The organism is Streptococcus mitis (assembly GCF_002096755.1).
In the GTDB taxonomy this organism is placed as follows: Bacteria; Bacillota; Bacilli; order Lactobacillales; family Streptococcaceae; genus Streptococcus; species Streptococcus mitis_AC.
This window is the reverse complement of sequence record NZ_NCVF01000023.1, coordinates 1-23827: the sequence shown is the minus strand read 5'-3', so window position 1 is coordinate 23827 and position 23827 is coordinate 1. Positions and strand designations below refer to the sequence as shown.

General features: G+C 35.1%; 22 protein-coding genes and 3 tRNA genes. 17 read left to right on the top strand and 8 right to left on the bottom strand.

Going from position 1 to position 23827, the window contains the following annotated elements; translation table 11 throughout:
* Positions 1-10: 10 nt before the first annotated feature.
* Positions 11-2653 (bottom strand): YhgE/Pip domain-containing protein, encoded by a 2643-nt coding sequence (locus tag B7700_RS05575; protein ID WP_084887662.1) that lies wholly within the window; start codon positions 2651-2653, stop codon positions 11-13.
* Between the two features lie 127 nt (positions 2654-2780).
* Between B7700_RS05575 and B7700_RS05570 the strand changes: the two genes are divergently transcribed.
* A complete protein-coding gene (locus tag B7700_RS05570; protein WP_084887660.1) occupies positions 2781-3323 on the top strand; it encodes a TetR/AcrR family transcriptional regulator in 543 nt (180 codons plus the stop codon).
* 40 nt (positions 3324-3363) lie between these two features.
* Here B7700_RS05570 and B7700_RS05565 read toward each other — a convergent pair.
* From B7700_RS05565 to rlmH, 7 genes are all read right to left on the bottom strand, one after another.
* Positions 3364-3437 (bottom strand) — tRNA-Asn (locus B7700_RS05565).
* A 5-nt stretch (positions 3438-3442) separates the two neighbouring features.
* Positions 3443-3514: transfer RNA gene (locus B7700_RS05560), tRNA-Glu, on the bottom strand.
* 51 nt (positions 3515-3565) lie between these two features.
* On the bottom strand, positions 3566-4318 hold the full coding sequence (gene comE, locus B7700_RS05555; protein WP_000866073.1) for a competence system response regulator transcription factor ComE: 753 nt from the start codon (positions 4316-4318) through the stop codon (positions 3566-3568).
* Entirely contained in the window at positions 4315-5640 is a 1326-nt protein-coding gene (gene comD, locus B7700_RS05550; protein WP_084887658.1) for a competence system sensor histidine kinase ComD, read from the bottom strand. The genes comE and comD overlap by 4 nt, the downstream gene beginning before the upstream one ends.
* A gap of 20 nt (positions 5641-5660) precedes the next feature.
* Positions 5661-5786 (bottom strand): competence-stimulating peptide ComC, encoded by a 126-nt coding sequence (gene comC / locus B7700_RS05545; RefSeq protein WP_084887656.1) that lies wholly within the window; start codon positions 5784-5786, stop codon positions 5661-5663.
* Positions 5787-5950: 164 nt separating this feature from the next.
* Positions 5951-6024, bottom strand: a tRNA-Arg gene (locus B7700_RS05540).
* Positions 6025-6067: 43 nt separating this feature from the next.
* A complete protein-coding gene (gene rlmH / locus B7700_RS05535; RefSeq protein ID WP_084887654.1) occupies positions 6068-6547 on the bottom strand; it encodes a 23S rRNA (pseudouridine(1915)-N(3))-methyltransferase RlmH in 480 nt (159 codons plus the stop codon).
* A 183-nt stretch (positions 6548-6730) separates the two neighbouring features.
* Here rlmH and htrA point away from each other — a divergent pair, with 183 nt between their 5' ends.
* The 16 genes from htrA (at position 6731) to B7700_RS05460 (ending at position 23671) form a co-directional block, all read left to right on the top strand.
* Entirely contained in the window at positions 6731-7912 is a 1182-nt protein-coding gene (gene htrA / locus B7700_RS05530; RefSeq protein ID WP_084887652.1) for a serine protease HtrA, read from the top strand.
* Positions 7913-7969: 57 nt separating this feature from the next.
* Positions 7970-8728: a ParB/RepB/Spo0J family partition protein gene (locus tag B7700_RS05525; RefSeq protein WP_084887650.1), complete on the top strand. Its 759-nt coding sequence runs from the start codon at positions 7970-7972 to the stop codon at positions 8726-8728.
* A gap of 212 nt (positions 8729-8940) precedes the next feature.
* On the top strand, positions 8941-10302 hold the full coding sequence (gene dnaA, locus B7700_RS05520; RefSeq protein ID WP_084887647.1) for a chromosomal replication initiator protein DnaA: 1362 nt from the start codon (positions 8941-8943) through the stop codon (positions 10300-10302).
* A 158-nt stretch (positions 10303-10460) separates the two neighbouring features.
* Positions 10461-11597 carry a DNA polymerase III subunit beta gene (dnaN, locus tag B7700_RS05515; RefSeq protein ID WP_084887645.1) on the top strand — a complete coding sequence of 379 codons (1137 nt, stop codon included), beginning with the start codon at positions 10461-10463 and terminating at the stop codon, positions 11595-11597.
* Positions 11598-11661: 64 nt separating this feature from the next.
* Positions 11662-11856, top strand: a complete 195-nt coding sequence (locus B7700_RS05510; protein WP_016397288.1) for a DUF951 domain-containing protein — start codon at positions 11662-11664, stop codon at positions 11854-11856.
* An 84-nt stretch (positions 11857-11940) separates the two neighbouring features.
* A complete protein-coding gene (gene ychF, locus B7700_RS05505; RefSeq protein WP_084887643.1) occupies positions 11941-13056 on the top strand; it encodes a redox-regulated ATPase YchF in 1116 nt (371 codons plus the stop codon).
* A 73-nt stretch (positions 13057-13129) separates the two neighbouring features.
* Positions 13130-13699: an aminoacyl-tRNA hydrolase gene (gene pth, locus B7700_RS05500; RefSeq protein ID WP_084887641.1), complete on the top strand. Its 570-nt coding sequence runs from the start codon at positions 13130-13132 to the stop codon at positions 13697-13699.
* The gene (gene mfd, locus B7700_RS05495; protein ID WP_084887639.1) at positions 13700-17203 is read left to right on the top strand and encodes a transcription-repair coupling factor; all 3504 of its coding nucleotides are present in this window, start codon (positions 13700-13702) and stop codon (positions 17201-17203) included.
* Positions 17204-17260: 57 nt separating this feature from the next.
* The gene (locus B7700_RS05490) at positions 17261-17527 is read left to right on the top strand and encodes an RNA-binding S4 domain-containing protein (protein ID WP_001234978.1); all 267 of its coding nucleotides are present in this window, start codon (positions 17261-17263) and stop codon (positions 17525-17527) included.
* A complete protein-coding gene (locus tag B7700_RS05485) occupies positions 17520-17888 on the top strand; it encodes a septum formation initiator family protein (protein WP_084887637.1) in 369 nt (122 codons plus the stop codon). The genes B7700_RS05490 and B7700_RS05485 overlap by 8 nt, the downstream gene beginning before the upstream one ends.
* Before the next feature lie 4 nt (positions 17889-17892).
* Positions 17893-18015 (top strand): SP_0009 family protein, encoded by a 123-nt coding sequence (locus B7700_RS11425; RefSeq protein WP_261147125.1) that lies wholly within the window; start codon positions 17893-17895, stop codon positions 18013-18015.
* Complete coding sequence (locus tag B7700_RS05480; protein ID WP_084887636.1) at positions 18008-19276, top strand: serine hydrolase; 1269 nt, start codon at positions 18008-18010, stop codon at positions 19274-19276. Before B7700_RS11425 ends, B7700_RS05480 begins: the two co-directional genes overlap by 8 nt.
* Entirely contained in the window at positions 19273-20550 is a 1278-nt protein-coding gene (gene tilS, locus B7700_RS05475) for a tRNA lysidine(34) synthetase TilS (RefSeq protein ID WP_084887634.1), read from the top strand. Before B7700_RS05480 ends, tilS begins: the two co-directional genes overlap by 4 nt.
* A gap of 4 nt (positions 20551-20554) precedes the next feature.
* Entirely contained in the window at positions 20555-21097 is a 543-nt protein-coding gene (gene hpt, locus B7700_RS05470; RefSeq protein ID WP_000892176.1) for a hypoxanthine phosphoribosyltransferase, read from the top strand.
* A 15-nt stretch (positions 21098-21112) separates the two neighbouring features.
* Complete coding sequence (gene ftsH / locus B7700_RS05465) at positions 21113-23071, top strand: ATP-dependent zinc metalloprotease FtsH (RefSeq protein WP_084887632.1); 1959 nt, start codon at positions 21113-21115, stop codon at positions 23069-23071.
* Positions 23072-23191: 120 nt separating this feature from the next.
* A complete protein-coding gene (locus B7700_RS05460) occupies positions 23192-23671 on the top strand; it encodes a sigma-70 RNA polymerase sigma factor region 4 domain-containing protein (protein WP_084887630.1) in 480 nt (159 codons plus the stop codon).
* Positions 23672-23827 lie beyond the last annotated feature (156 nt).

Here is a 23827-nt window from a genome sequence, read left to right as displayed (position 1 = left end):
GTCGATTTTTTTAATCTTCTCCCATTTTCTTAGGTCGATAGGCTAGCATACCTAAACCAGTAAATAGGGCTAATATCACAGCAAGGAAAATGACTTGATGATGAATATTTCCTGTCATAGAGATTGTTTGTCGTAATCCCGAAACTGAATAACTCATTGGTAACCAAGGATTAATAGCTCTAAAGAAATTATTTGTCAAAGCAAGTGGATAGGTACCTGCACTTGATGCTAACTGTAATAATAGCAAAATAAGAGAGAAGAAAGCTCCTATACGGCTATTCCATGTTGTTAATGCAGTTACCATAGACATAAATGTTAAGCTTGCGATAATAATTAAGAATAAGGTTCTCATTTCATGATTTGCTGTTAGACCAATAAGATGAACGCCACCATAGACTAAGACAGCGGCTAAAACAGCTATAACTCCATTTATCTCAAAGCGAGATTTGAACCAAGCCCAGCGAGTTTCAGGATGACGACCTGAAGGTAATTTAGCAAAAATCATATTTGTTGATAATGCAGCGACAAAGAGAGCGACTGATATCATATAAGGAGCCATAGCAATCCCATTTACAGGAACTTGATCATTGTCTGTTTTTGAAAGATTGAGTGGATTTGACAAAATCTCTGCATTTTGAGATTCCGTAGATGCTGATTTGAGTTGATCACTAGCATTATTTAGTCCTTTTCCTAAAGAAGCAACTCCTGTCTGTAAATCTTCCAATCCAGAAGTTAACTTTGTTCCACCTTCTGCAAGTTTCCCAGATCCATCTGCCAATTTATTAGCTCCATTCTCTAATTGAGAAGCACCTGAAAGTAACTGACTGGATTTGTCTGCTAATTGACCAGATCCTGATTGTAATTTATCAACTCCTGCCATTAATTCTTGACTCTTTTGATTCAATTGGTTAGAGCCAGTTGATAATTTTTCAATACCAGATACTAATTCTGGAGTTTTTTCAACTAATTGACCAACTCCTGCTGTCAAGCTAGAAGATTTTTGTGTCAAGGTATTTGAGCCTGAAACTAGTTGATCCAAACTACCTGTCAAGGTGGAATTTTTTTCACTTAGTTGACTTGCGCCTTGAGAAACTTTATCAACACCTGCAGTATATGCATTTACACCTGATGCAATCGACTGACTGTCAGGAACTAATTTACTCGTCACTGCTCCCTGTATTTCTGTTAATCCACTTGACAATCCTGTCAAAGAAGTAGAAGCACGCGGTAATACTTGATTAGCTTGATTTTTTAACGTCGAAAGATTTGAAGATTGATTTTGTAAGCTTTCTAAACCTCCCTGTAAACCTTGTACTAAAGCTACAATTGACTGAGCTGATTGAATACTATCAGTCGAATTTTGAGATACAGAAGCACTTATCTCAGCTTGTTGCTCACTTGTCAAGGATTGATAAGCTGCTGTCGATTGAATATTGGCTAATGTAGTTGCTTTTTCAGACTGAGCACTTGCTAACATTTGATTAGAAAGAGACACTATATTTGATAAAACAGAAGACAATTGTTTTGTATCTCCAACATCAATATTTTGAATAGCTTGATTTAACTGATTCAGACCAGAAGATAATTGATTGATTTGATCTTTTTGCTCAGACGAAGCATCTAACTTGCTAGAAAGTTGTTGAATCCCTTCACTTAATTGCTCCACCCCCATTCGAAGGGTAGCTGATTGATTAGATAACTGACTAGCACCTGTTGCAAGATTTCCCACTCTATTTGTATAGGCACTAACACCAGATGAAAATTGAGTAAGACCTGCATTAAGCTGAGAAACACCGCCAGTATAGGATTCTACACCAGTATATAATTGATTGATTCCTCTTACTAATTCAGGACTTTTAGAAGATAATTGACCTAATCCGCTATCTAATTGACTCACTGCACCAGTATATGTAACTAAACCACTATTAAAAGTCCCTAAGCCAAGATGAAGTTGTTCAACACCAGAGACATAAGAGGATAATCCTTTAGTAAACTGCTCCGTTCCATTTGAAAATGTTAAACTTGAAGCTGCTAAAGAGTGTAGGTTAGTAGTTAATGTTTGACTTCCTGTCACTAACTGATTCGCTCCATCAGTTAATTTTTCACTACCAGAAGCTGCTTGACTCATACCATCCTTTAAATCGATTATTTTGTCAAATAAGGCTTTAGTATAGGTCTCAGTTACATTTGTAGAAACATTCTGCTTCAATTGTGTCATCGCAGAATCGCTCATCTTGCTAGCAATAAAACTATGACCACTTGAAGTCTGATAATCGATTTGCATTTGCTCTGGATGATCTGTTAAAATCGAAGCTGCTTTTTCAGATAAATCACTTGGTAAAGTCACTACCATATAGTAATCACCATCTTCCAATCCCTTCTTTCCTTCCTCTTCATCCACGAAATGAAAATCTAAGGTTTTATTTTCTTTTAAATTGGACACCATGTCTTTTCCTATAGCCATGGTATTACCGTTATAGGAAGCTTCTTTATCATTATTGACAACTGCCACAGGTAAATCAGATAACTGACCATATGGATCCCACATTGATGACAAAAATATGATATTGTACAGAGCTGGAATAAGAGAAATCCCTATCATGACAATAATAAAGGTTGGTTTTTTAAAAATTGCTTTCCATTCTTTAAACATAGATTCTCCTTTTTTAAACATATTGTCTAAAATTTTGATATAATAGATTATACATTAAAAAATCTAAATTACAAGATAAAAAATCCATTTTTAGACAGATAGTCTAATTTGTTTACAAGGAGGAAATATGCAAGAAAGTAACAAACGCTTAAAAACAAAGCGAACTATTGAAAATGCTATGGTACAATTACTGATGGAACAGCCATTTGATCAAATTTCTACTGTCAAGTTAGCAGAAAAAGCCGGAATTAGTCGTTCCAGCTTCTATACTCACTATAAGGATAAGTATGATATGATTGAGCACTATCAAAGCAAACTATTTCATACATTTGAATATATTTTTCAAAAACATGCTCATCACAAAAGAGACTCTATTCTAGAAGTATTTGAATATCTAGAGTCAGAACCACTTCTAGCTGCCCTTCTTTCTGAAAATGGGACCAAAGAAATCCAAAATTTCTTACGAAATAAACTTCATATCATGCTCAGTACAGATTTACAAAAGCGATTTATGCAACTGAATCTCAATACCACTGAATTAGAATACAGTAGCATCTATCTAACTCACGCACTTTTTGGTGTCTGCCAAACTTGGATTGCACATGGAAAAAAAGAAAGTCCTCAAGAAATAACAGACTTCCTTATGAAGATGCTTGGTGATACAAATTGATACAAAAAGAGGAACACAACTGTGTTCCCTTTTATCTATACTCCGCCAGTAGGACTCGAACCTACGACATCATGATTAACAGTCATGCGCTACTACCAACTGAGCTATGGCGGATAAAATAGTCCGTACGGGATTCGAACCCGTGTTACCGCCGTGAAAAGGCGGTGTCTTAACCCCTTGACCAACGGACCTTCTATCTGTAGCAGATATAACCATTATATCAATTTCTTACTAATTGTCAATCACTTTTGAGATTTTTTCTCTAGAATATCTTTTAATTTTCTAATTTTTAATCTTGAAATAGGACAACGATGGTCTTCATAGAAAACAATTTCTAGATTTTTTCGATCAATTTCTCTGATATTGCCTATATTTACCAAAAATGACTTATGAGGAGAATAAAATCTCTGAGTATGTTTGTCCTTTTCCTGAATATCTGTCATGGTACCGTAAAACTCTTTGGCAAAATTCTTACCAATAATGCGCAATTTATGAGAAACTCCTGTCGTTTCAATATACAAAATATCATGGTAAGGAATTTTTAAATCATTTCCCTTGTAATTGTAGTCAAAATAATCTACCACATCTTCATTTTCAAGTAACATACTCTTCGTGTAGAAGATATTTTGCTCAATTCTCTTCTTAAACAACTCATCATTGATATCCTTATCAACAAAATCTAAGGCTGATACCTGGTATTTATAGGTTAGAGTCGCAAACTCTGATCGACTGGTGATAAAGACGATAATAGCATAAGGATTGTGATGACGAATAAACTGAGCAACTTCAAACCCTTTTTTCTCAATTCCATGAATATCAATATCTAGAAAATAAAGCTGGTTTACTTCATCATTTTCGATATATTCCTTAAACTCACGAACTTTTCCCGTTGTCTTGTATGATATTGGAATATTCGATTCTTTCGAAATTTCATCTAATATTCTCTCTAGTCTCACTTGATGTTCAATAACATCTTCTAAAATTAAAACTTTCATTCAAATTCCCTCTTAAATCTAATGATTTGTCTAAATGTACTGCCTTCCATCTCTGTTTCTAAAATAATATTGTTGTACTTATCCAGTAGTTCTTTCACATTATTTAATCCGACTCCACGATTTCTTCCCTTAGTAGAGAATCCTAAAGCAAATAGATCTCCTGAAGGAGTCATCGTCATTTTACATGAATTCTGAATCACAATCACTGTTTCAGTTTCCATCTTAATAACTGCTACTTCCATCTGCTTTTTATAGCTATCAGCTGAACCTTCAACAGCATTGTTCAATAAAACGCTCATGATACGAACCAAATCCAGCAGGTCTATTGGTAGTCTAGTAATTATATCTTTTACTTCCAGTGTAAACTCTACACCATTATTTCGAGCATAGACAATGGACTGAGCAACCAAACTTCGTAAAGCTGAATCTTCTATGTTGTTCAAATCAAAGTAAGTGTACTTATCTGAACGCAGTTTGTGATTAGCTTTGACCAAAACTTCATTGTAAACTCTGTCAATTTCCTGTAAATTACCACTGTCAATTGCCATCTGCATGCTGACAAGCATTCCAGCATAGTCATGTCGAAAACCACGAATTTCATTATACAGACCTACAATTTCATCTGTATAATTCTGTAAATATTTCTGTTCAAATTTCTTCTGCTTCAAAGCAATCTCTTTCTCCATTTGAACTTTATGAGAATTCATTGCAAAGAAGGTCAAAAGGAGAGAAATAAAGACGATAGATGATAAAATACTTCCAAAACTATTCAAATGTTTAATTGTACTTACCATATCTGAAACGAAAGATGCTACATGTAGCAGTAGTAAGGCAAAAAATACTTTTTTCAAGGAAGGATAAAGATAGTCCTTGTCAAAATAGGCTAGTTCCAAATGGAAATAATGAATGATTTTTAAGACAACAAAATAGGTCAACACCGTTACAACGGAAAAGAATGAGTAATAATATTGTAAAACAAAATTGTCTCCTGTTATAGAGGAGAAAGTTACGGACAGAAAGTTATGAGTGCTCTCATATAAAAGAGATAGTAGTAAACTTAGAAATAGTCCTCTATCCCTCTCATACTGTTTAATCCATCGAAAATAGGAATATAAGCCCAAAGGAAATAAAAATGTTACAATCCCTAACCCATTTAAAGATAGAAAATAGAAGGGAAGTTCAAGTACTACTTCTACTAGTAATGTATAAGCACCAAAAACGTATAGCTCTTTTCTATTTATTTGACCTTTACAAATTAAATGGTAACTGTGACTAATGATTACAAAATAAATAATAACTAACCCAAATCCAAATAAATCCATTACTCTTTCCCCTTATTTCATTATTTTTTTCGTGGGAAAATAAAATCAAGGAGGATTTTTGGCAGCCTACTTTCCCCACCTTTAATCTTTTGCAAGTCTTTTTCCTTCAAGGATACAAACTGTTCCAATTTAACTGTGTTTTTCATAATAAAATTTCCTCAATGTTTTTTTCTTGTAAGCTAACTTACAAAAACTATTATACAAAATGGAATTTCGTTTTAGATAAAATTCTCTCAACTGTCATTTTTTTCTCCCCAAGTGTACTTTTTTAAGAAAAAAGCCGGGAAAATTCCCAGCTTTGCTACTATATTGATCCCAGCAGGATTCGAACCTGCGACCGTTCGCTTAGAAGGCGAATGCTCTATCCAGCTGAGCTATGAGACCTAATACAGCTATTCTATCAAAAATTCAATTGAAAGTCAATTTTCTATTTATGATAGGGCGAGCCCTTCTGTATTGTAAAAGCTCGATAGATTTGTTCAACAAGGACTAGTCTCATTAACTGATGGGGCAAGGTTAAACGACCAAAACTAACAGAGAGATTGGCTCTCTTTTTTACATCCTGTGCTAATCCCAGACTCCCTCCAATAATAAAAGTAAGAGTAGAAAATCCTTTTATAGAAGCTTCTTCTAGCTGCTTACTAAATTCTTCTGAGGAGAAAGTTCTCCCTTCGATAGCCAACACAATCACGAAATCACGGTCACCAACTTTTGATAAAATTCTCTGACCTTCTATTCCTAAAATCTTTTGATTTTCTGATTCACTGGCCCTATCTGGTGTTTTTTCATCTGCTAGCTCAATCATTTCAAGCTTAGCAAATCGAGAAATTCGTTTTGAATACTCTGCTATGCCATCTTTTAAATATTTTTCTTTCAGTTTCCCAACTGTTACAACTTTAATTTTCATGACTCTATTCTAACATATTCTCTATTTTTTCACATCTTATTCACAAAACAAAAGGTTAAATTTCACCGAGAAAACCACAGATTTTTGAAAGTTATCCACAATCTGTGAAAAACTTTTGTTTTTAAGTTATAATTAAGCTAGTCAGTTTATACTTTCAGTAATTTCAAACATATGGAGGCAAATATGAAACATCTAAAAACATTTTACAAAAAATGGTTTCAATTATTAGTCGTTATCGTCATTAGCTTTTTTAGTGGAGCCTTGGGTAGTTTTTCAATAACTCAACTAACTCAAAAAAGTGGTGTAAGTAGCTCGAACAACAATAGCACCATTACACAGACTGCCTATAAGAACGAAAATTCAACAACACAGGCTGTTAACAAAGTAAAAGATGCTGTTGTTTCTGTTATTACTTATTCAGCAAACAGACAAAATAGCGTATTTGGTAATGATGATACTGACACAGATTCTCAGCAAATCTCTAGTGAAGGATCTGGGGTTATTTATAAAAAGAATGATAAAGAAGCTTACATCGTAACCAATAATCACGTTATAAATGGCGCCAGCAAAGTAGATATTCGCTTGTCAGATGGAACTAAAGTACCTGGAGAAATCGTCGGAGCTGATACTTTCTCTGATATTGCTGTCGTCAAAATATCTTCAGAAAAAGTGACAACAGTAGCGGAATTTGGTGATTCTAGTCAGTTAACAGTAGGAGAAACTGCTATTGCTATCGGTAGCCCGTTAGGTTCTGAATATGCTAATACTGTCACTCAAGGTATCATATCTAGTCTCAATCGAAATGTATCTTTAAAATCTGAAGATGGACAAGCTATTTCTACAAAAGCCATCCAGACGGATACTGCTATTAACCCAGGTAACTCTGGTGGCCCACTGATCAATATTCAAGGACAGGTTATAGGAATTACCTCAAGTAAAATTGCCACAAATGGAGGAACATCTGTAGAAGGTCTTGGTTTTGCAATCCCTGCAAATGATGCTATCAATATTATTGAACAGTTAGAAAAGAACGGAAAAGTGACTCGTCCAGCTTTGGGTATCCAAATGGTCAATCTCTCAAATATTAATACAAGTGATATTAGAAGACTAAATATTCCAAGCAGTGTAACATCTGGTGTAGTTGTTCGTTCTGTGCAGAGCAACATGCCTGCCAATGGTCACCTTGAAAAATACGATGTTATTACAAAAGTAGATGACAAAGAGATTGCTTCATCAACAGACTTACAAAGTGCTCTTTACAATCATTCTATCGGAGACACCATTAAGATAACTTACTATCGTAACGGTAAAGAAGAAACTACATCTATTAAACTTGACAAGAGTTCAGGTGATTTAGAATCTTAATTGACATCTATGTAAAGAAAGCTTTACATAAGAGAAAAGATGTGTTAGTGTAGAATCATGGAAAAATTTGAAATGATTTCTATCACGGATATACAAAAAAATCCCTATCAACCCCGAAAAGAATTTGATAGAGAAAAACTAGATGAACTAGCACAGTCTATTAAAGAAAATGGTGTCATTCAACCGATTATTGTTCGTCAATCTCCTGTAATTGGTTACGAAATCCTTGCAGGAGAGAGACGCTATCGGGCTTCACTTTTAGCTGGTCTAACGTCTATCCCAGCTGTTGTTAAACAGCTTTCAGACCAAGAGATGATGGTCCAGTCCATCATTGAAAATTTACAGAGAGAAAATTTAAATCCAATAGAAGAAGCACGCGCCTATGAATCTCTCATAGAGAAAGGATTTACCCATGCTGAAATTGCAGATAAAATGGGGAAGTCTCGTCCTTATATCAGCAACTCCATTCGTTTGCTTTCCTTGCCAGAACAGATCCTCTTAGAAGTAGAAAACGGCAAACTATCACAAGCTCATGCGCGGTCTCTAGTTGGCTTGAATAAGGAACAACAAGACTATTTCTTTCAACGAATCATAGGGGAAGACATTTCTGTAAGAAAATTAGAAGCTCTTCTGACAGAGAAAAAACAAAAGAAACTGCAAAAAAATGATCATTTCATACAAAATGAAGAAGAACAGTTAAAAAAACTACTCGGATTAGATGTAGAAATCAAACTGTCTAAAAAAGACAGTGGAAAAATCATTATTTCTTTTTCAAATCAAGAAGAATACAGTAGAATTATCAACAGCCTGAAATAAGGCTGTTCTTTTATTTTTTTATCTCACAAGGTTATCCACTATTTTTTTCAGTAAAAAGCTTAATAAATCAATAATTTCTGATTTTATCCCCAACCTGTGGATAAAACTTGATAACATTGTGGATTATTTTTCACAGCTTGTGGAAAATTCTTACTATCTATGGTAAAATAAGTCTAGCATTAAACTTTTAAATAGTAAAGGAGGAGAAAGGATTGAAAGAAAAACAATTTTGGAATCGTATATTAGAATTTGCTCAAGAAAGACTGACTCGATCCATGTATGATTTCTATGCTATTCAAGCTGAACTCATAAAGGTAGAGGAAAATGTTGCCACTATATTTTTACCACGATCTGAAATGGAAATGGTCTGGGAAAAACAACTAAAAGATATTATTGTAGTTGCTGGATTTGAAATTTATGACGCTGAAATAACTCCCCACTATATTTTCATCAAACCTCAAGATACTACTGTCTCACAAGTTGAAGAAGCTCCAAATTCAACTCTTTATGACTATAGTCCAAAGTTAGCATCTATTCCTTATTCGGATACTGGATTAAAAGAAAAGTATACCTTTGATAATTTTATTCAAGGGGATGGAAATGTTTGGGCAGTATCAGCAGCTTTGGCTGTCTCTGAAGATTTGGCCTTAACCTATAATCCTCTTTTTATCTATGGAGGACCTGGGCTTGGTAAGACTCACTTACTCAATGCAATTGGGAATGAGATTTTGAGAAATATTCCTGATGCGCGTGTGAAGTACATCCCTGCTGAAAGCTTTATCAACGACTTTCTTGAACACCTGAGACTAGGTGAAATGGAAAAATTCAAAAAAACTTACCGTAGCCTTGATCTCTTGTTAATTGATGATATCCAATCGCTGAGTGGAAAAAAAGTTGCAACTCAAGAAGAATTCTTCAATACTTTCAACGTTCTTCATAGCAATCAAAAACAAATCGTTCTGACTAGTGATCGTAGTCCTAAACACTTAGAGGGCCTTGAAGAAAGACTTGTCACGCGCTTTAGCTGGGGGTTGACGCAAAACATCACACCACCTGACTTTGAGACACGTATTGCCATTTTACAAAGCAAAACAGAACATTTGGACTACAATTTCCAAAGTGATACCCTAGAATACCTAGCTGGCCAATTTGATTCAAACGTTCGAGAACTTGAAGGAGCCATCAACGACATCACTTTAATCGCCAGAGTGAAGAAGATTAAGGATATCAGTATCGATATCGCTGCAGAAGCTATTAGAGCTCGAAAACAAGATGTTAGCCAAATCCTCGTCATTCCAATTGATAAAATCCAAACTGAAGTAGGGAACTTCTATGGTGTTAGTGTCAAAGAAATGAAGGGAAGCAGACGCCTTCAAAATATTGTGTTAGCCCGTCAAGTAGCCATGTATTTATCTAGAGAATTAACAGATAATAGTCTTCCAAAAATTGGGAAGGAGTTTGGAGGAAAAGATCATACAACAGTCATTCATGCCCATGCAAAAATTAAATCTTTGATTGATGAAGACGATAATTTACGTTTAGAAATTGAATCAATCAAAAAGAAAATAAAATAACTTGTGGATAACTTTCGTTTTTTTATCTTTTTTATCCACATTTTTTAAACAAGCTAAAAATCATGATATGACTTACTTTAAGTCTGTTTTCCACAGATTTCACAGACTCTATTATTACTATTATCCTTCTAATACTAAAAATAAATAAAGGAGAATCCATGATTCATTTTTCAATTAATAAAAATTTATTTCTACAAGCCTTAAATACTACTAAGAGAGCTATTAGTTCTAAAAATGCTATTCCTATTTTATCAACTGTCAAAATTGACGTGACCAATGAAGGTGTTACTTTAATTGGTTCAAATGGTCAAATTTCAATTGAAAATTTTATTTCTCAAAAAAATGAAGATGCTGGTTTATTAATTACTTCTTTAGGTTCAATCCTTCTTGAAGCTTCTTTCTTTATCAATGTGGTATCTAGTCTACCTGATGTGACTCTTGATTTTAAAGAAATTGAACAAAATCAAATTGTTTTAACCAGCGGCAAGTCAGAAATTACCCTAAAAGGAAAAGATAGTGAACAATATCCACGAATCCAAGAAATTTCAGCAAGCACTCCTTTAATTCTTGAAACAAAATTACTCAAGAAAATTATCAATGAAACAGCTTTTGCAGCAAGTACCCAAGAGAGTCGTCCGATTTTAACAGGTGTTCATTTTGTATTGAGTCAACACAAGGAGCTAAAAACAGTTGCAACAGACTCTCATCGCCTAAGCCAGAAAAAATTAACGCTTGAGAAAAATAGTGATGATTTTGATGTTGTCATTCCTAGCCGTTCTCTACGCGAATTTTCAGCGGTATTTACAGATGATATTGAAAATGTAGAGATTTTCTTTGCCAACAACCAAATCCTATTTAGAAGCGAAAATATTAGCTTCTATACTCGTCTCCTTGAAGGAAACTATCCTGATACAGATCGTTTGATTCCAACGGACTTTAATACTACTATTACTTTTGATGTTGTAAACTTACGCCAGTCAATGGAACGTGCTCGTCTTTTATCAAGTGCTACTCAAAATGGTACTGTGAAACTTGAAATAAAAGATGGGATTGTTAGCGCTCATGTTCACTCTCCAGAAGTTGGTAAAGTAAACGAAGAAATCGATACTGATCAGGTGACTGGTGAAGATTTGACCATTAGTTTCAACCCAACTTACTTGATTGATTCTCTTAAGGCTTTAAATAGCGAAAAGGTGACCATTAGCTTTATCTCAGCTGTTCGTCCATTTACTCTTGTTCCAGCAGATACTGACGAAGACTTCATGCAGCTCATTACACCAGTTCGTACAAATTAAGTGAAAGAGGTTGAGCCTGGCTCGCCTCTTTTATGATATAATCGAAAAAGAAAAGGAGAGTAGTATGTATCAAGTTGGAAATTTTGTTGAGATGAAAAAACCACATGCTTGTACTATCAAGTCAACTGGTAAAAAAGCAAATCGTTGGGAAATTACACGTGTAGGGGCAGATATCAAAATCAAATGCAGTAATTGTGAGCATGTTGTCATGATGGGGCGATATGATTTTGATCGAAAAATGAATAAAATTATTGACTGAGAACCCTTAGTTAGAGGGTTAGCAAGTTTTCCCTTTTTGTGTTATAATATTAGGGATTGAAATGAAAACGGAGAATGAGAAAATATGGCTTTAACAGCAGGTATCGTTGGTTTGCCAAACGTTGGTAAATCAACACTATTTAATGCAATTACAAAAGCAGGAGCAGAGGCGGCAAACTACCCATTTGCGACGATTGATCCAAATGTTGGAATGGTAGAAGTTCCAGATGAACGCCTACAAAAACTAACTGAAATGATTACTCCTAAAAAGACAGTTCCCACAACTTTTGAATTTACAGATATCGCAGGAATTGTAAAAGGAGCTTCAAAAGGAGAAGGGCTAGGAAATAAATTCTTGGCCAATATTCGTGAAGTAGACGCGATTGTTCATGTAGTTCGTGCTTTTGATGATGAAAATGTCATGCGCGAGCAAGGACGTGAAGATGCCTTTGTGGATCCACTTGCAGATATTGATACCATTAACTTGGAGTTAATTCTTGCTGACTTAGAATCAGTGAACAAACGATATGCGCGTGTAGAAAAGATGGCACGTACGCAAAAAGATAAAGAATCAGTAGCAGAATTCAATGTTCTTCAAAAGATTAAACCAGTTCTTGAAGATGGGAAATCAGCTCGTACAATCGAATTTACAGATGAAGAACAAAAAGTTGTCAAAGGTCTTTTCCTTTTGACGACTAAACCAGTTCTTTATGTTGCCAATGTAGATGAGGATGTAGTTTCAGATCCAGATTCTATCGACTATGTCAAACAAATTCGCGAATTTGCAGCGACAGAAAATGCTGAAGTAGTCGTTATTTCTGCGCGTGCTGAGGAAGAAATTTCTGAGTTAGACGAAGAAGATAAGCAAGAGTTTCTTGAAGCACTTGGGTTGACAGAATCAGGCGTTGACAAGTTGACTCGCGCAGCTTATCACTTACTTGGACTTGGAACTTACTTCACAGCTGGTGAAAAAGAGGTTCGCGCTTGGACCTTTAAACGTGGTATGAAGGCTACTCAAGCAGCTGGTATTATCCACTCAGACTTTGAAAAAGGCTTTATTCGTGCAGTAACCATGTCATATGAGGATCTAGTGAAATATGGATCTGAAAAGGCTGTAAAAGAAGCTGGGCGCTTGCGTGAAGAAGGAAAAGAATATATCGTTCAAGATGGCGATATCATGGAATTCCGCTTTAATGTCTAATAATATTTAACAAATAGTGTCAATTAGGTTGGAAAAAAATTCCAACCCTTTTGGCTTTTGAAAGGAAAAATAAATGACCAAATTACTTGTAGGCTTGGGAAATCCAGGAGATAAATATTTTGAAACAAAACACAATGTTGGCTTTATGTTGATTGACCAACTAGCGAAGAAACAAAATGTCACTTTTACACACGATAAGATATTTCAAGCTGACCTAGCATCCTTTTTCCTAAATGGAGAAAAAATTTATATTGTCAAACCAACGACATTTATGAATGAAAGTGGAAGAGCGGTTCATGCTTTATTGACTTACTATGGTTTGGATATTGAAGATTTACTCATCATTTACGATGATCTTGACATGGAAGTTGGGAAAATTCGTTTAAGAGCAAAAGGTTCAGCAGGTGGTCATAATGGTATCAAGTCTATTATTCAACATATTGGAACCCAAACCTTTAATCGTGTTAAGATTGGAATCGGAAGACCTAAAAATGGAATGTCAGTTGTTAACCATGTTTTGAGTAAGTTTGACAAGAATGATTATATTGGTATTTTACAGTCTATTGACAAAGTTGACGATTCTGTAAACTACTATTTACAAGAGAAAAACTTTGAAAAAACGATGCAGAGGTATAATGGATAAATGGTGATCTTATTAGATTTATTCTCAGAAAATAATCAGATCAAAAAATGGCATCAAAATCTGACAGATAAGAAAAGACAATTAATGTTAGGCTTGTCAACTTCTACAAAAGCTTTAGCAATTGCTAGTAGTTTGAGACAGGAAGATAAGATTGTGTTATTGACATCAACTTATGGAGAAGCAGAAGGACTTGTTAGTGATCTTATCTCTGTCTTGGGTGAGGAACTTGTCTATCCATTTTTGGTAGATGACTCCCCTATGGTCGAGTTTTTGATGTCTTCACAAGAAAAAATCATTTCACGGGTTGAAGCCCTGCGTTTTTTGACTGATTCATCTAAGAAAGGGATTTTAGTTTGTAATATCGCAGCAAGTCGATTGATTTTACCGTCTCCCAATATATTCAAAGATAGTATTGTAAAAATAACAGTTGGTGAAGAATATGACCAACACGCACTTATCCATCAGTTAAAAGAGATAGGCTATCGAAAAGTTACACAAGTACAAACTCAAGGCGAATTTAGTCTGCGAGGAGATATTTTAGATATTTTTGAAATATCCCAGTTAGAACCTTACCGAATTGAGTTTTTTGGTGATGAAGTCGATGGTATTAGGTCATTTGAAGTCGAAACACAATTATCGAAAGAAAATCAGACAGAACTCACTATCTTTCCAGCTAGTGATATGCTTTTGAGAGAAAAGGATTATCAACGAGGACAGTCAGCTTTAGAAAAACAAATTTCAAAAACGTTATCACCTATTTTAAAATCATACTTAGAAGAAATTCTTTCAAGTTTTCACAAAAAACAAATTCATTCTGATTCACGGAAATTTTTATCTTTGTGTTATGACAAGACATGGACTTTTTTTGACTATATTGAAAAAGATACCCCAGTATTCTTTGATGATTATCAGAAATTGATGAATCAGTATGAAGTCTTTGAAAGGGAGTTAGCACAATACTTTACAGAAGAATTACAGATTAGTAAAGCATTTTCTGAGATGCAGTATTTTGCTGATACAGAGCAAATCTATAAAAAACAGAGTTCGGTTACCTTTTTCTCTAATCTGCAAAAGGGGTTAGGAAATCTCAAGTTTGACCAAATTTATCAATTTAATCAATATCCCATGCAAGAGTTTTTCAATCAATTTTCTTTTCTAAAAGAAGAAATTGAGCGATACAAAAAAATGGATTATACTATTATCCTGCAGTCTAGCAATTCAATGGGAAGTAAAACATTGGAGGATGTGTTAGAGGAATATCAGATTAAATTGGATTCTAGAGATGAGTCAAGTATCTGTAAAGAATCTGTAAACTTAATCGAGGGTAATCTCAGACATGGTTTTCATTTTGTTGATGAAAAGGTTTTATTGATAACTGAACATGAGATTTTTCAAAAGAAATTGAAACGTCGTTTTCGAAGACAACATGTTTCAAATGCAGAGAGATTAAAAGATTACAATGAACTTGAAAAAGGAGATTACGTTGTTCACCATATCCATGGAATTGGTCAATATCTAGGGATTGAAACAATTGAAATCAAAGGGATTCACCGTGATTATGTCAGTGTTCAATACCAAAACGGGGATCAAATCTCTATCCCAGTGGAACAGATTCATCTACTTTCAAAATACGTTTCAAGTGACGGTAAAGCACCTAAACTCAATAAATTAAATGATGGTCATTTCAAAAAGGCCAAGCAAAAAGTTAAGAACCAGGTAGAGGATATAGCTGACGATTTAATCAAACTTTATTCTGAACGCAGCCAGTTGAAGGGTTTTGCTTTTTCAGCTGATGATGAAGATCAACATGCTTTTGATGATGCCTTTCCTTATGTTGAAACGGATGATCAACTTCGTAGTGTTGAGGAAATCAAGAGAGATATGCAGGCTTCTCAACCAATGGATCGACTTTTAGTTGGGGATGTTGGTTTTGGAAAGACTGAAGTTGCTATGCGTGCAGCCTTTAAGGCAGTCAATGATCACAAACAGGTTGTCGTTCTAGTTCCGACGACGGTTTTAGCGCAACAGCACTATACGAATTTTAAGGAACGATTCCAAAATTTTGCAGTTAATATTGATGTGTTGAGTCGCTTTAGAAGTAAAAAAGAGCAGACTGAAACACTTGAAAAATTGAAAAAGGGTCAAGTTGATATTTTGATTGGAACACATCGTGTTTTGTCAAAAGATGTTGTATTTGCTGATTTGGGCTTGATGATTATTGATGAGGAACAGCGATTTGGTGTCAAGCATAAGGAAACCTTGAAAGAACTGAAAAAACAAGTAGATGTCCTGACCTTGACAGCAACGCCAATTCCTCGTACCCTTCACATGTCTATGCTGGGAATTAGAGATTTGTCTGTTATTGAAACTCCGCCGACTAATCGCTATCCTGTTCAGACCTATGTTTTGGAAAAGAATGATAGTGTGATTCGTGATGCTGTTTTACGTGAAATGGACCGTGGAGGTCAAGTTTACTATCTTTACAATAAAGTTGACACAATTGATCAGAAGGTTTCAGAATTACAGGAGTTGATTCCAGAGGCTTCGATTGGGTATGTTCATGGGCAAATGAGTGAGATTCAGTTAGAAAATACTCTACTGGGTTTCATTGAAGGTCAGTATGATATCTTGGTGACAACTACCATTATTGAGACAGGGGTGGACATTCCAAATGCCAATACTTTATTTATTGAAAATGCGGACCATATGGGCTTGTCAACCTTGTATCAGTTAAGAGGAAGAGTCGGTCGTAGTAATCGTATTGCTTATGCCTATCTCATGTATCGTCCAGAAAAATCAATCAGTGAAGTCTCCGAGAAGAGATTAGAAGCGATTAAAGGATTTACAGAATTGGGCTCTGGATTTAAGATTGCAATGCGAGATCTTTCGATTCGCGGAGCAGGAAATCTTTTAGGAAAATCCCAGTCTGGTTTCATTGATTCTGTTGGTTTTGAATTGTATTCGCAGTTATTGGAGGAAGCTATTGCTAAACGACATGGTAATGGGAACACAAGAACCAAAGGAAATACCGAATTGATTTTACAAATTGATGCCTATCTTCCTGATACCTATATTTCTGATCAACGACATAAGATTGAAATTTACAAGAAAATTCGTCAAATTGACAACCGTGTCAACTATGAAGAGTTACAAGAAGAGTTGATGGACCGCTTTGGAGAATACCCAGATGTGGTTGCCTATCTTTTAGAGATTGGTTTGGTCAAGTCATATTTGGACAAGGTCTTTGTTCAACGTGTGGAAAGAAAAGAGAATAAGATTACAGTACAATTTGAAAAAGTCACTCAACGACTGTTTTTGGCTCAAGATTATTTTAAAGCTTTATCCGCAACAAACCTAAAAGCAGCCATAGCTGAGAATAATGGATTAATGGAAGTTGTATTTGATATCCGAAACAAGAAGGACTATGAAATTTTAGAAGGTCTGCTCATTTTTGGAGAAAGTTTATTAGAGATAAAAGTGTCGAAAGAAGGCAATTCCCTTTAACGTTTTTCTTCTATAAAATAGATAAAAATGGTACAATAATAATTTGAGGTAATAAAAATGAGATTAGACAAATATTTAAAAGTATCAAGAATTATCAAGCGTCGTACAGTCGCAAAAGAAGTAGCAGATAAAGGCAGAATCAAGGTAAATGGAATCTTGGCCAAAAGTTCAACGGATTTGAAAGTTAATGACCAAGTTGAAATTCGCTTTGGCAATAAGTTGCTACTTGTAAAAGTACTGGAGATGAAAGATAGTACAAAAAAAGAAGATGCAGCAGGCATGTATGAAATTATCAGTGAAACACGGGTAGAAGAAAATGTCTAAAAATATCGTACAATTGAATAATTCTTTTATTCAAAATGAAAACCAACGTCGTCGCTATCTGATGAAAGAACGACAAAAACGGAATCGTTTCATGGGTTGGGTTCTTATTTTGATGATTTTATTGTTCATTTTACCAACTTATAATCTTGCTCAAAGCTATCACCAATTACTCCAAAGACGTCAACAGTTATCAGATTTGCAAACTCAGTATCAAACCTTGAGTGAGGAAAAGGAGAAAGAGACAGCTTTTGCTACAAAGTTGAAAGATGAAGATTACGCTGCTAAATACATGCGTGCAAAATATTATTATTCTAAGAATCGGGAAGCTGTTTATACGATTCCTGACTTGCTTCCAAGGTGATGAAATGGAAAAATTATTAGACGTAATTGAGCAATTTTTGAGTCTATCGGATGAAAAACTAGAGGAGTTGTCTGATAAAAATCAACTATTGCGTTTACAAGAAGAAAAGGAAAGGAAGAATGCGTAAATTCTTAATTATTTTGTTGCTACCAAGTTTTTTGACAGTTTCAAAAGTAGTTAGCACAGAAAAAGAAGTTGTCTATACTTCGAAAGAAATTTATTACCTTTCACAATCTGACTTTGGTATTTATTTTAGAGAAAAATTAAGTTCTCCCATGGTTTATGGAGAGGTTCCTGTTTATGCGAATGAAGATTTAGTAGTGGAATCTGGAAAATTGACTCCCCAAACAAGTTTTCAAATAACCGAGTGGCGCTTGAATAAACAAGGGATTCCAGTATTTAAGTTATCCAACCATCAATTTATTGCTGCAGACAAACGATTTTTATATGATCAATCAGAGGTAACTCCAACAATAAAAAAGGTATGGTTAGAATCTGATTTTAAACTGTACAATAGTCCTTATGATTTAAAAGAAGTGAAATCATCCTTATCAGCTTATTCGCAAGTATCAATTGATAAGACCATGTTTGTAGAAGGAAGAGAATTTCTACATATTAATCAGACTGGATGGGTAGCTAAAGAATCAACTTCTGAAGAAGATAATCGGATGAGTAAAGTCCAAGAAATGTTATCGGAAAAATATCAGAAGGATTCATTCTCTATTTATGTTAAGCAACTGACTACTGGAAAAGAAGCTGGTATCAATCAAGATGAAAAGATGTATGCAGCTAGTGTTTTGAAACTCCCTTATCTTTATTATACGCAAGAAAAAATAAATGAGGGGATTTATCAGTTAGACACGACTGTAAAATACGTATCTGCAGTCAATGATTTTCCAGGTTCTTATAAACCAGAGGGAAGTGGTAGCCTCCCTAAAAAAGAGGATAATAAAGAGTATTCTCTCAAGGACTTAATAACGAAAGTATCTAAAGAATCGGACAATGTAGCTCATAATCTATTGGGATATTACATTTCAAACCAATCTGATGCCACATTTAAATCCAAGATGTCTGCTATTATGGGAGATGATTGGGATTCAAAAGAAAAATTGATTTCTTCTAAGATGGCTGGGAAGGCCATGGAAGCTATTTATAATCAAAATGGATTTGTGCTAGAGTCTTTGACTAAAACAGATTTTGATAATGAGAGAATTGCCAAAGGTGTTTCTGTTAAAGTAGCTCATAAAATTGGAGATGCGGATGAATTTAAGCATGATACAGGTGTTGTCTATGCAGATTCTCCATTTATTCTTTCTATTTTCACTAAAAATTCTGATTATGATACGATTTCTAAGATAGCCAAGGATGTTTATGAGGTTCTAAAATGAGGGAACAAGATTTTTTAAATCATTTTCTCAAGAGAGAATATTTTAAAAAACATACTAAGGTGGTGCTAGCTCTTTCTGGTGGATTAGATTCTATGTTTCTATTTAAGGTATTGTCTACCTATAAAAAAGAGTTAGAAATTGAATTGATTCTAGCTCATGTGAATCATAAGCAGAGAGTAGAATCAGATTGGGAAGAACAGGAATTAAGGAAGTTAGCTGCTGAAGCAGAGCTTCCTATTTATATCAGCAATTTTTCAGGTGAATTTTCAGAAGCGCGGGCTCGACATTTTCGTTATGATTTTTTTCAAGAGATCATGAAAAAGACTGGTGCGACAGCCTTAGTCACTGCCCACCATGCTGATGACCAGGTGGAAACGATTTTTATGCGATTGATTCGAGGTACTCGTTTGAGATATCTATCAGGAATTAAGGAGAAGCAAGTAGTAGGAAAGATAGAAATCATTCGTCCCTTCTTTCATTTTCAGAAAAAAGACTTTCCTCCAATTTTTCACTTTGAAGATATATCAAATCAGGAAAATCATTATTTTCGCAATCGTATTCGAAATTCTTATTTACCAGAATTAGAAAAAGAAAATCCTCGATTTAGAGATGCAATCTTAAGTATCGGCAATGAAATTTTAGATTATGATTTGGCAATAGCTGAATTATCAAAGAATATTGATGTAGAAAATTTAGAGCAGCTATTGTCTTACTCTGAGTCTACACAAAGAGTTTTACTTCAAACTTATCTGAATCGTTTTCCAGATTTGAATCTCACAAAAGCTCAGTTTGAAGAAGTTCGGCAGATTTTAAAATCTAAAGGCCAGTATCGTCATCCGCTTAAAAATGGCTATGAATTGATAAAAGAGTACCAACATTTTCAGATTTGTAAAATCAGTCCGCAGGCTGATGAAAAGGAAGATGAATTTGTGTTACACTATCAAAATCAGGTTACTTATCAAGGATATACATTTTCCTTTGGAATTCTTTTAGAAGGTGAATCAATTCAGCGAATACCTGTTTCACGAGAAACATCCATACACATTCGTCATCGAAAACCAGGGGATTTTTTGATTCAAAATGGGCATAGAAAAAAACTCAGACGTCTATTTATTGATTTGAAAATCCCTATGGAAAAGCGAAAATCAGCTCTGATTATTGAGCAATTTGGTGAAATTATCTCAATTTTGGGAATTGCGACCAGTAATTTGAGTAAAAACACGAAAAATGATATAATGAACACTGTACTTTATATAGAAAAAATAGATAGGTAAAAAAATGTTAGAAAACGATATTAAAAAAATCCTTGTTTCACACGATGAAATTACAGAAGCTGCTAAAAAATTAGGTGCTCAATTAACCAAAGACTATGCAGGAAAAAATCCAATTTTAGTTGGGATTTTAAAAGGATCTATTCCTTTTATGGCTGAATTGGTCAAACATATCGACACACATATTGAAATGGACTTCATGATGGTTTCTAGCTACCATGGTGGAACAGCAAGTAGTGGTGTCATTAATATTAAGCAAGATGTGACTCAAGATATCAAAGGAAGACATGTTTTATTTGTAGAGGATATCATTGATACAGGTCAAACTTTGAAGAATTTGCGAGATATGTTTATTGCAAGAGAAGCAGCTTCTGTTAACATTGCAACCTTGTTGGATAAACCAGAAGGACGTGTTGTAGAAATTGAGGCAGACTATACTTGCTTTACTATTCCAAATGAGTTTGTAGTAGGTTATGGTTTAGACTACAAAGAAAATTATCGTAACCTTCCTTATGTTGGAGTATTGAAAGAAGAAGTATATTCAAATTAGAAAGAGCAATTTTTAATGAAAAAACAAAATAATGGTTTAATTAAAAATCCTTTTCTATGGTTATTACTTATTTTTTTCCTAGTTACAGCCTACCAGTATTTTAGTACAGGTAGTGTTGCAGGGAAAAGTGAGCAAATTAATTATACAGAATTGGTAAAAGAAATTACCGATGACAATGTAAAAGAATTGACTTACCAACCAAATGGCAGTGTTATCGAAGTTTCAGGTGTCTATAAAAATCCTAAAACAAGTAAAGAAGAAACAGGCATTCAGTTCTTTTCTCCTTCTGCTACAACAGTAGAGAAATTTTCAAGCATCATTCTTCCTTCAGATACGACAGTATCTGAATTGCAAAAGCTTGCTTCTGACCATAAAGCTGAAGTAACTGTTAAGCATGAAAGTTCAAGTGGTATGTGGATTAATATTCTTGTATCCATTGTGCCATTCGGTATTCTTTTCTTCTTCCTATTCTCTATGATGGGAAATATGGGAGGAAATAATAGCCGTAACCCGATGAGTTTTGGACGTAGTAAGGCTAAGGCTGCAAATAAAGAAGATATTAAAGTAAGATTTTCAGATGTTGCTGGAGCTGAGGAAGAAAAACAAGAACTAGTTGAAGTTGTTGAATTTTTAAAAGATCCAAAACGATTTACAAAACTTGGAGCCCGTATTCCAGCAGGTGTTCTTTTGGAGGGACCTCCGGGAACAGGTAAAACTTTGCTTGCTAAAGCAGTCGCCGGAGAAGCAGGTGTTCCATTCTTTAGTATCTCAGGTTCTGACTTTGTAGAAATGTTTGTCGGAGTTGGAGCTAGTCGTGTTCGTTCTCTTTTTGAAGATGCCAAAAAAGCAGCACCAGCTATCATCTTTATCGATGAAATTGATGCTGTTGGACGTCAACGTGGAGTTGGTCTTGGCGGAGGAAATGACGAACGTGAACAAACCTTGAACCAGCTCTTGATTGAGATGGATGGTTTTGAGGGAAATGAAGGAATTATTGTCATTGCTGCAACGAACCGTTCAGATGTACTTGACCCAGCCCTTCTGCGTCCAGGACGTTTTGATAGAAAAGTATTGGTTGGCCGTCCTGATGTTAAGGGGCGTGAAGCAATCTTGAAAGTTCATGCTAAGAACAAGCCTTTAGCAGAAGATGTTGATTTGAAATTAGTGGCTCAACAAACTCCAGGCTTTGTTGGTGCTGATTTAGAGAATGTCTTGAATGAAGCAGCTCTAGTTGCTGCTCGTCGCAATAAATCGGTAATTGACGCCTCAGATATCGATGAAGCAGAAGATAGAGTTATTGCTGGACCTTCTAAGAAAGATAAGACAGTTTCACAAAAAGAACGTGAATTGGTTGCCTATCATGAGGCAGGACATACCATTGTTGGTTTAGTCTTGTCGAATGCCCGCGTTGTCCATAAGGTTACAATTGTACCACGTGGCCGCGCAGGTGGTTATATGATTGCACTTCCTAAGGAAGACCAAATGCTTCTATCTAAAGAAAATATGAAAGAGCAATTAGCTGGCTTAATGGGTGGACGTGTAGCTGAAGAAATTATCTTTAATGTCCAAACTACAGGAGCTTCAAACGACTTTGAACAAGCGACACAAATGGCGCGTGCAATGGTTACAGAGTACGGTATGAGTGAAAAACTTGGCCCAGTACAATATGAAGGAAACCATGCTATGTTTGGTGCACAGAGTCCTCAAAAATCAATTTCAGAACAAACGGCTTATGAAATTGACGAAGAGGTTCGTTCATTATTAAATGAAGCACGAAATAAAGCTGCTGAAATCATCCAATCAAATCGTGAAACTCACAAGTTGATTGCAGAAGCATTATTGAAATACGAAACATTGGATAGTACACAAATTAAAGCTCTTTACGAAACAGGAAAGATGCCTGAAGCAGTAGAAGAGGAATCACATGCACTATCCTATGATGAAGTAAAGTCAAAAATGAATGACGAAAAATAACCCAAAGAGAGGCATGTCCTCTCTTTTTTGTGCAGTTGAGGAGCTAAAGGGTGCAGAATGGATGAAATGTGCCAAAAGTGTTTCTGAATCTGTTAAACTGTATCTAGAAAGGGGGACGTTATGTTTAAAGAATTATATGAAGAAGTCCAGGGGATTGTATATAAGTGTAGAAATGAATATTACCTTCATTTATGGGAGCTATCAGATTGGGACCAAGAGGGAATGATTTGCTTACATGAATTGATTAGTAGAGAAGAAGAGCTAGTAGAAGATATTCCTCGTTTACGTAAATACTTCAAAACTAAATTCCGTAATCGAATTTTAGACCATATCCGTAAACAAGAAAGCCAGAAGCGTAGATATGATAAAGAACCTTATGAAGAAGTAGGTGAGATCTGTCATCGTATTAGTGAGGGAGGTCTCTGGCTAGATGAGTATTATCTCTTTCATGAGACACTAAGAGATTATAGAAGCAAACAAAGTAAAGATAAACAAGAAGAGTTAGAACGCGTCTTAAGACATGAACGCTTCCGAGGGCGTCAAAGAGTATTAAGAGACTTACGTATTGTGTTTAAGGAGTTTGATATCCGTACACACTAGGAAACCATGCAAAAAAAAATGAAAAAGTTTAAAAAAAGTGTTGACAAAGTTTGAAAAGCCAGTATAATAGTAAGAGTTGAAAATAACAGCTCTGGTCCGTTGGTCAAGGGGTTAAGACACCGCCTTTTCACGGCGGTAACACGGGTTCGAATCCCG

Bases quoted from the DNA above. Each gene is read 5' to 3' on its own strand.
- B7700_RS05575 (WP_084887662.1), bottom strand. From the start codon at position 2,653: ATGTTTAAAGAATGGAAAGCAATTTTTAAAAAACCAACCTTTATTATT.
- B7700_RS05570 (WP_084887660.1), top strand. From the start codon at position 2,781: ATGCAAGAAAGTAACAAACGCTTAAAAACAAAGCGAACTATTGAAAAT.
- comE (WP_000866073.1), bottom strand. From the start codon at position 4,318: ATGAAAGTTTTAATTTTAGAAGATGTTATTGAACATCAAGTGAGACTA.
- comD (WP_084887658.1), bottom strand. From the start codon at position 5,640: ATGGATTTATTTGGATTTGGGTTAGTTATTATTTATTTTGTAATCATT.
- comC (WP_084887656.1), bottom strand. From the start codon at position 5,786: ATGAAAAACACAGTTAAATTGGAACAGTTTGTATCCTTGAAGGAAAAA.
- rlmH (WP_084887654.1), bottom strand. From the start codon at position 6,547: ATGAAAATTAAAGTTGTAACAGTTGGGAAACTGAAAGAAAAATATTTA.
- htrA (WP_084887652.1), top strand. From the start codon at position 6,731: ATGAAACATCTAAAAACATTTTACAAAAAATGGTTTCAATTATTAGTC.
- B7700_RS05525 (WP_084887650.1), top strand. From the start codon at position 7,970: ATGGAAAAATTTGAAATGATTTCTATCACGGATATACAAAAAAATCCC.
- dnaN (WP_084887645.1), top strand. From the start codon at position 10,461: ATGATTCATTTTTCAATTAATAAAAATTTATTTCTACAAGCCTTAAAT.
- B7700_RS05510 (WP_016397288.1), top strand. From the start codon at position 11,662: ATGTATCAAGTTGGAAATTTTGTTGAGATGAAAAAACCACATGCTTGT.
- ychF (WP_084887643.1), top strand. From the start codon at position 11,941: ATGGCTTTAACAGCAGGTATCGTTGGTTTGCCAAACGTTGGTAAATCA.
- pth (WP_084887641.1), top strand. From the start codon at position 13,130: ATGACCAAATTACTTGTAGGCTTGGGAAATCCAGGAGATAAATATTTT.
- mfd (WP_084887639.1), top strand. From the start codon at position 13,700: ATGGTGATCTTATTAGATTTATTCTCAGAAAATAATCAGATCAAAAAA.
- B7700_RS05490 (WP_001234978.1), top strand. From the start codon at position 17,261: ATGAGATTAGACAAATATTTAAAAGTATCAAGAATTATCAAGCGTCGT.
- B7700_RS05485 (WP_084887637.1), top strand. From the start codon at position 17,520: ATGTCTAAAAATATCGTACAATTGAATAATTCTTTTATTCAAAATGAA.
- B7700_RS11425 (WP_261147125.1), top strand. From the start codon at position 17,893: ATGGAAAAATTATTAGACGTAATTGAGCAATTTTTGAGTCTATCGGAT.
- B7700_RS05480 (WP_084887636.1), top strand. From the start codon at position 18,008: ATGCGTAAATTCTTAATTATTTTGTTGCTACCAAGTTTTTTGACAGTT.
- tilS (WP_084887634.1), top strand. From the start codon at position 19,273: ATGAGGGAACAAGATTTTTTAAATCATTTTCTCAAGAGAGAATATTTT.
- hpt (WP_000892176.1), top strand. From the start codon at position 20,555: ATGTTAGAAAACGATATTAAAAAAATCCTTGTTTCACACGATGAAATT.
- ftsH (WP_084887632.1), top strand. From the start codon at position 21,113: ATGAAAAAACAAAATAATGGTTTAATTAAAAATCCTTTTCTATGGTTA.
- B7700_RS05460 (WP_084887630.1), top strand. From the start codon at position 23,192: ATGTTTAAAGAATTATATGAAGAAGTCCAGGGGATTGTATATAAGTGT.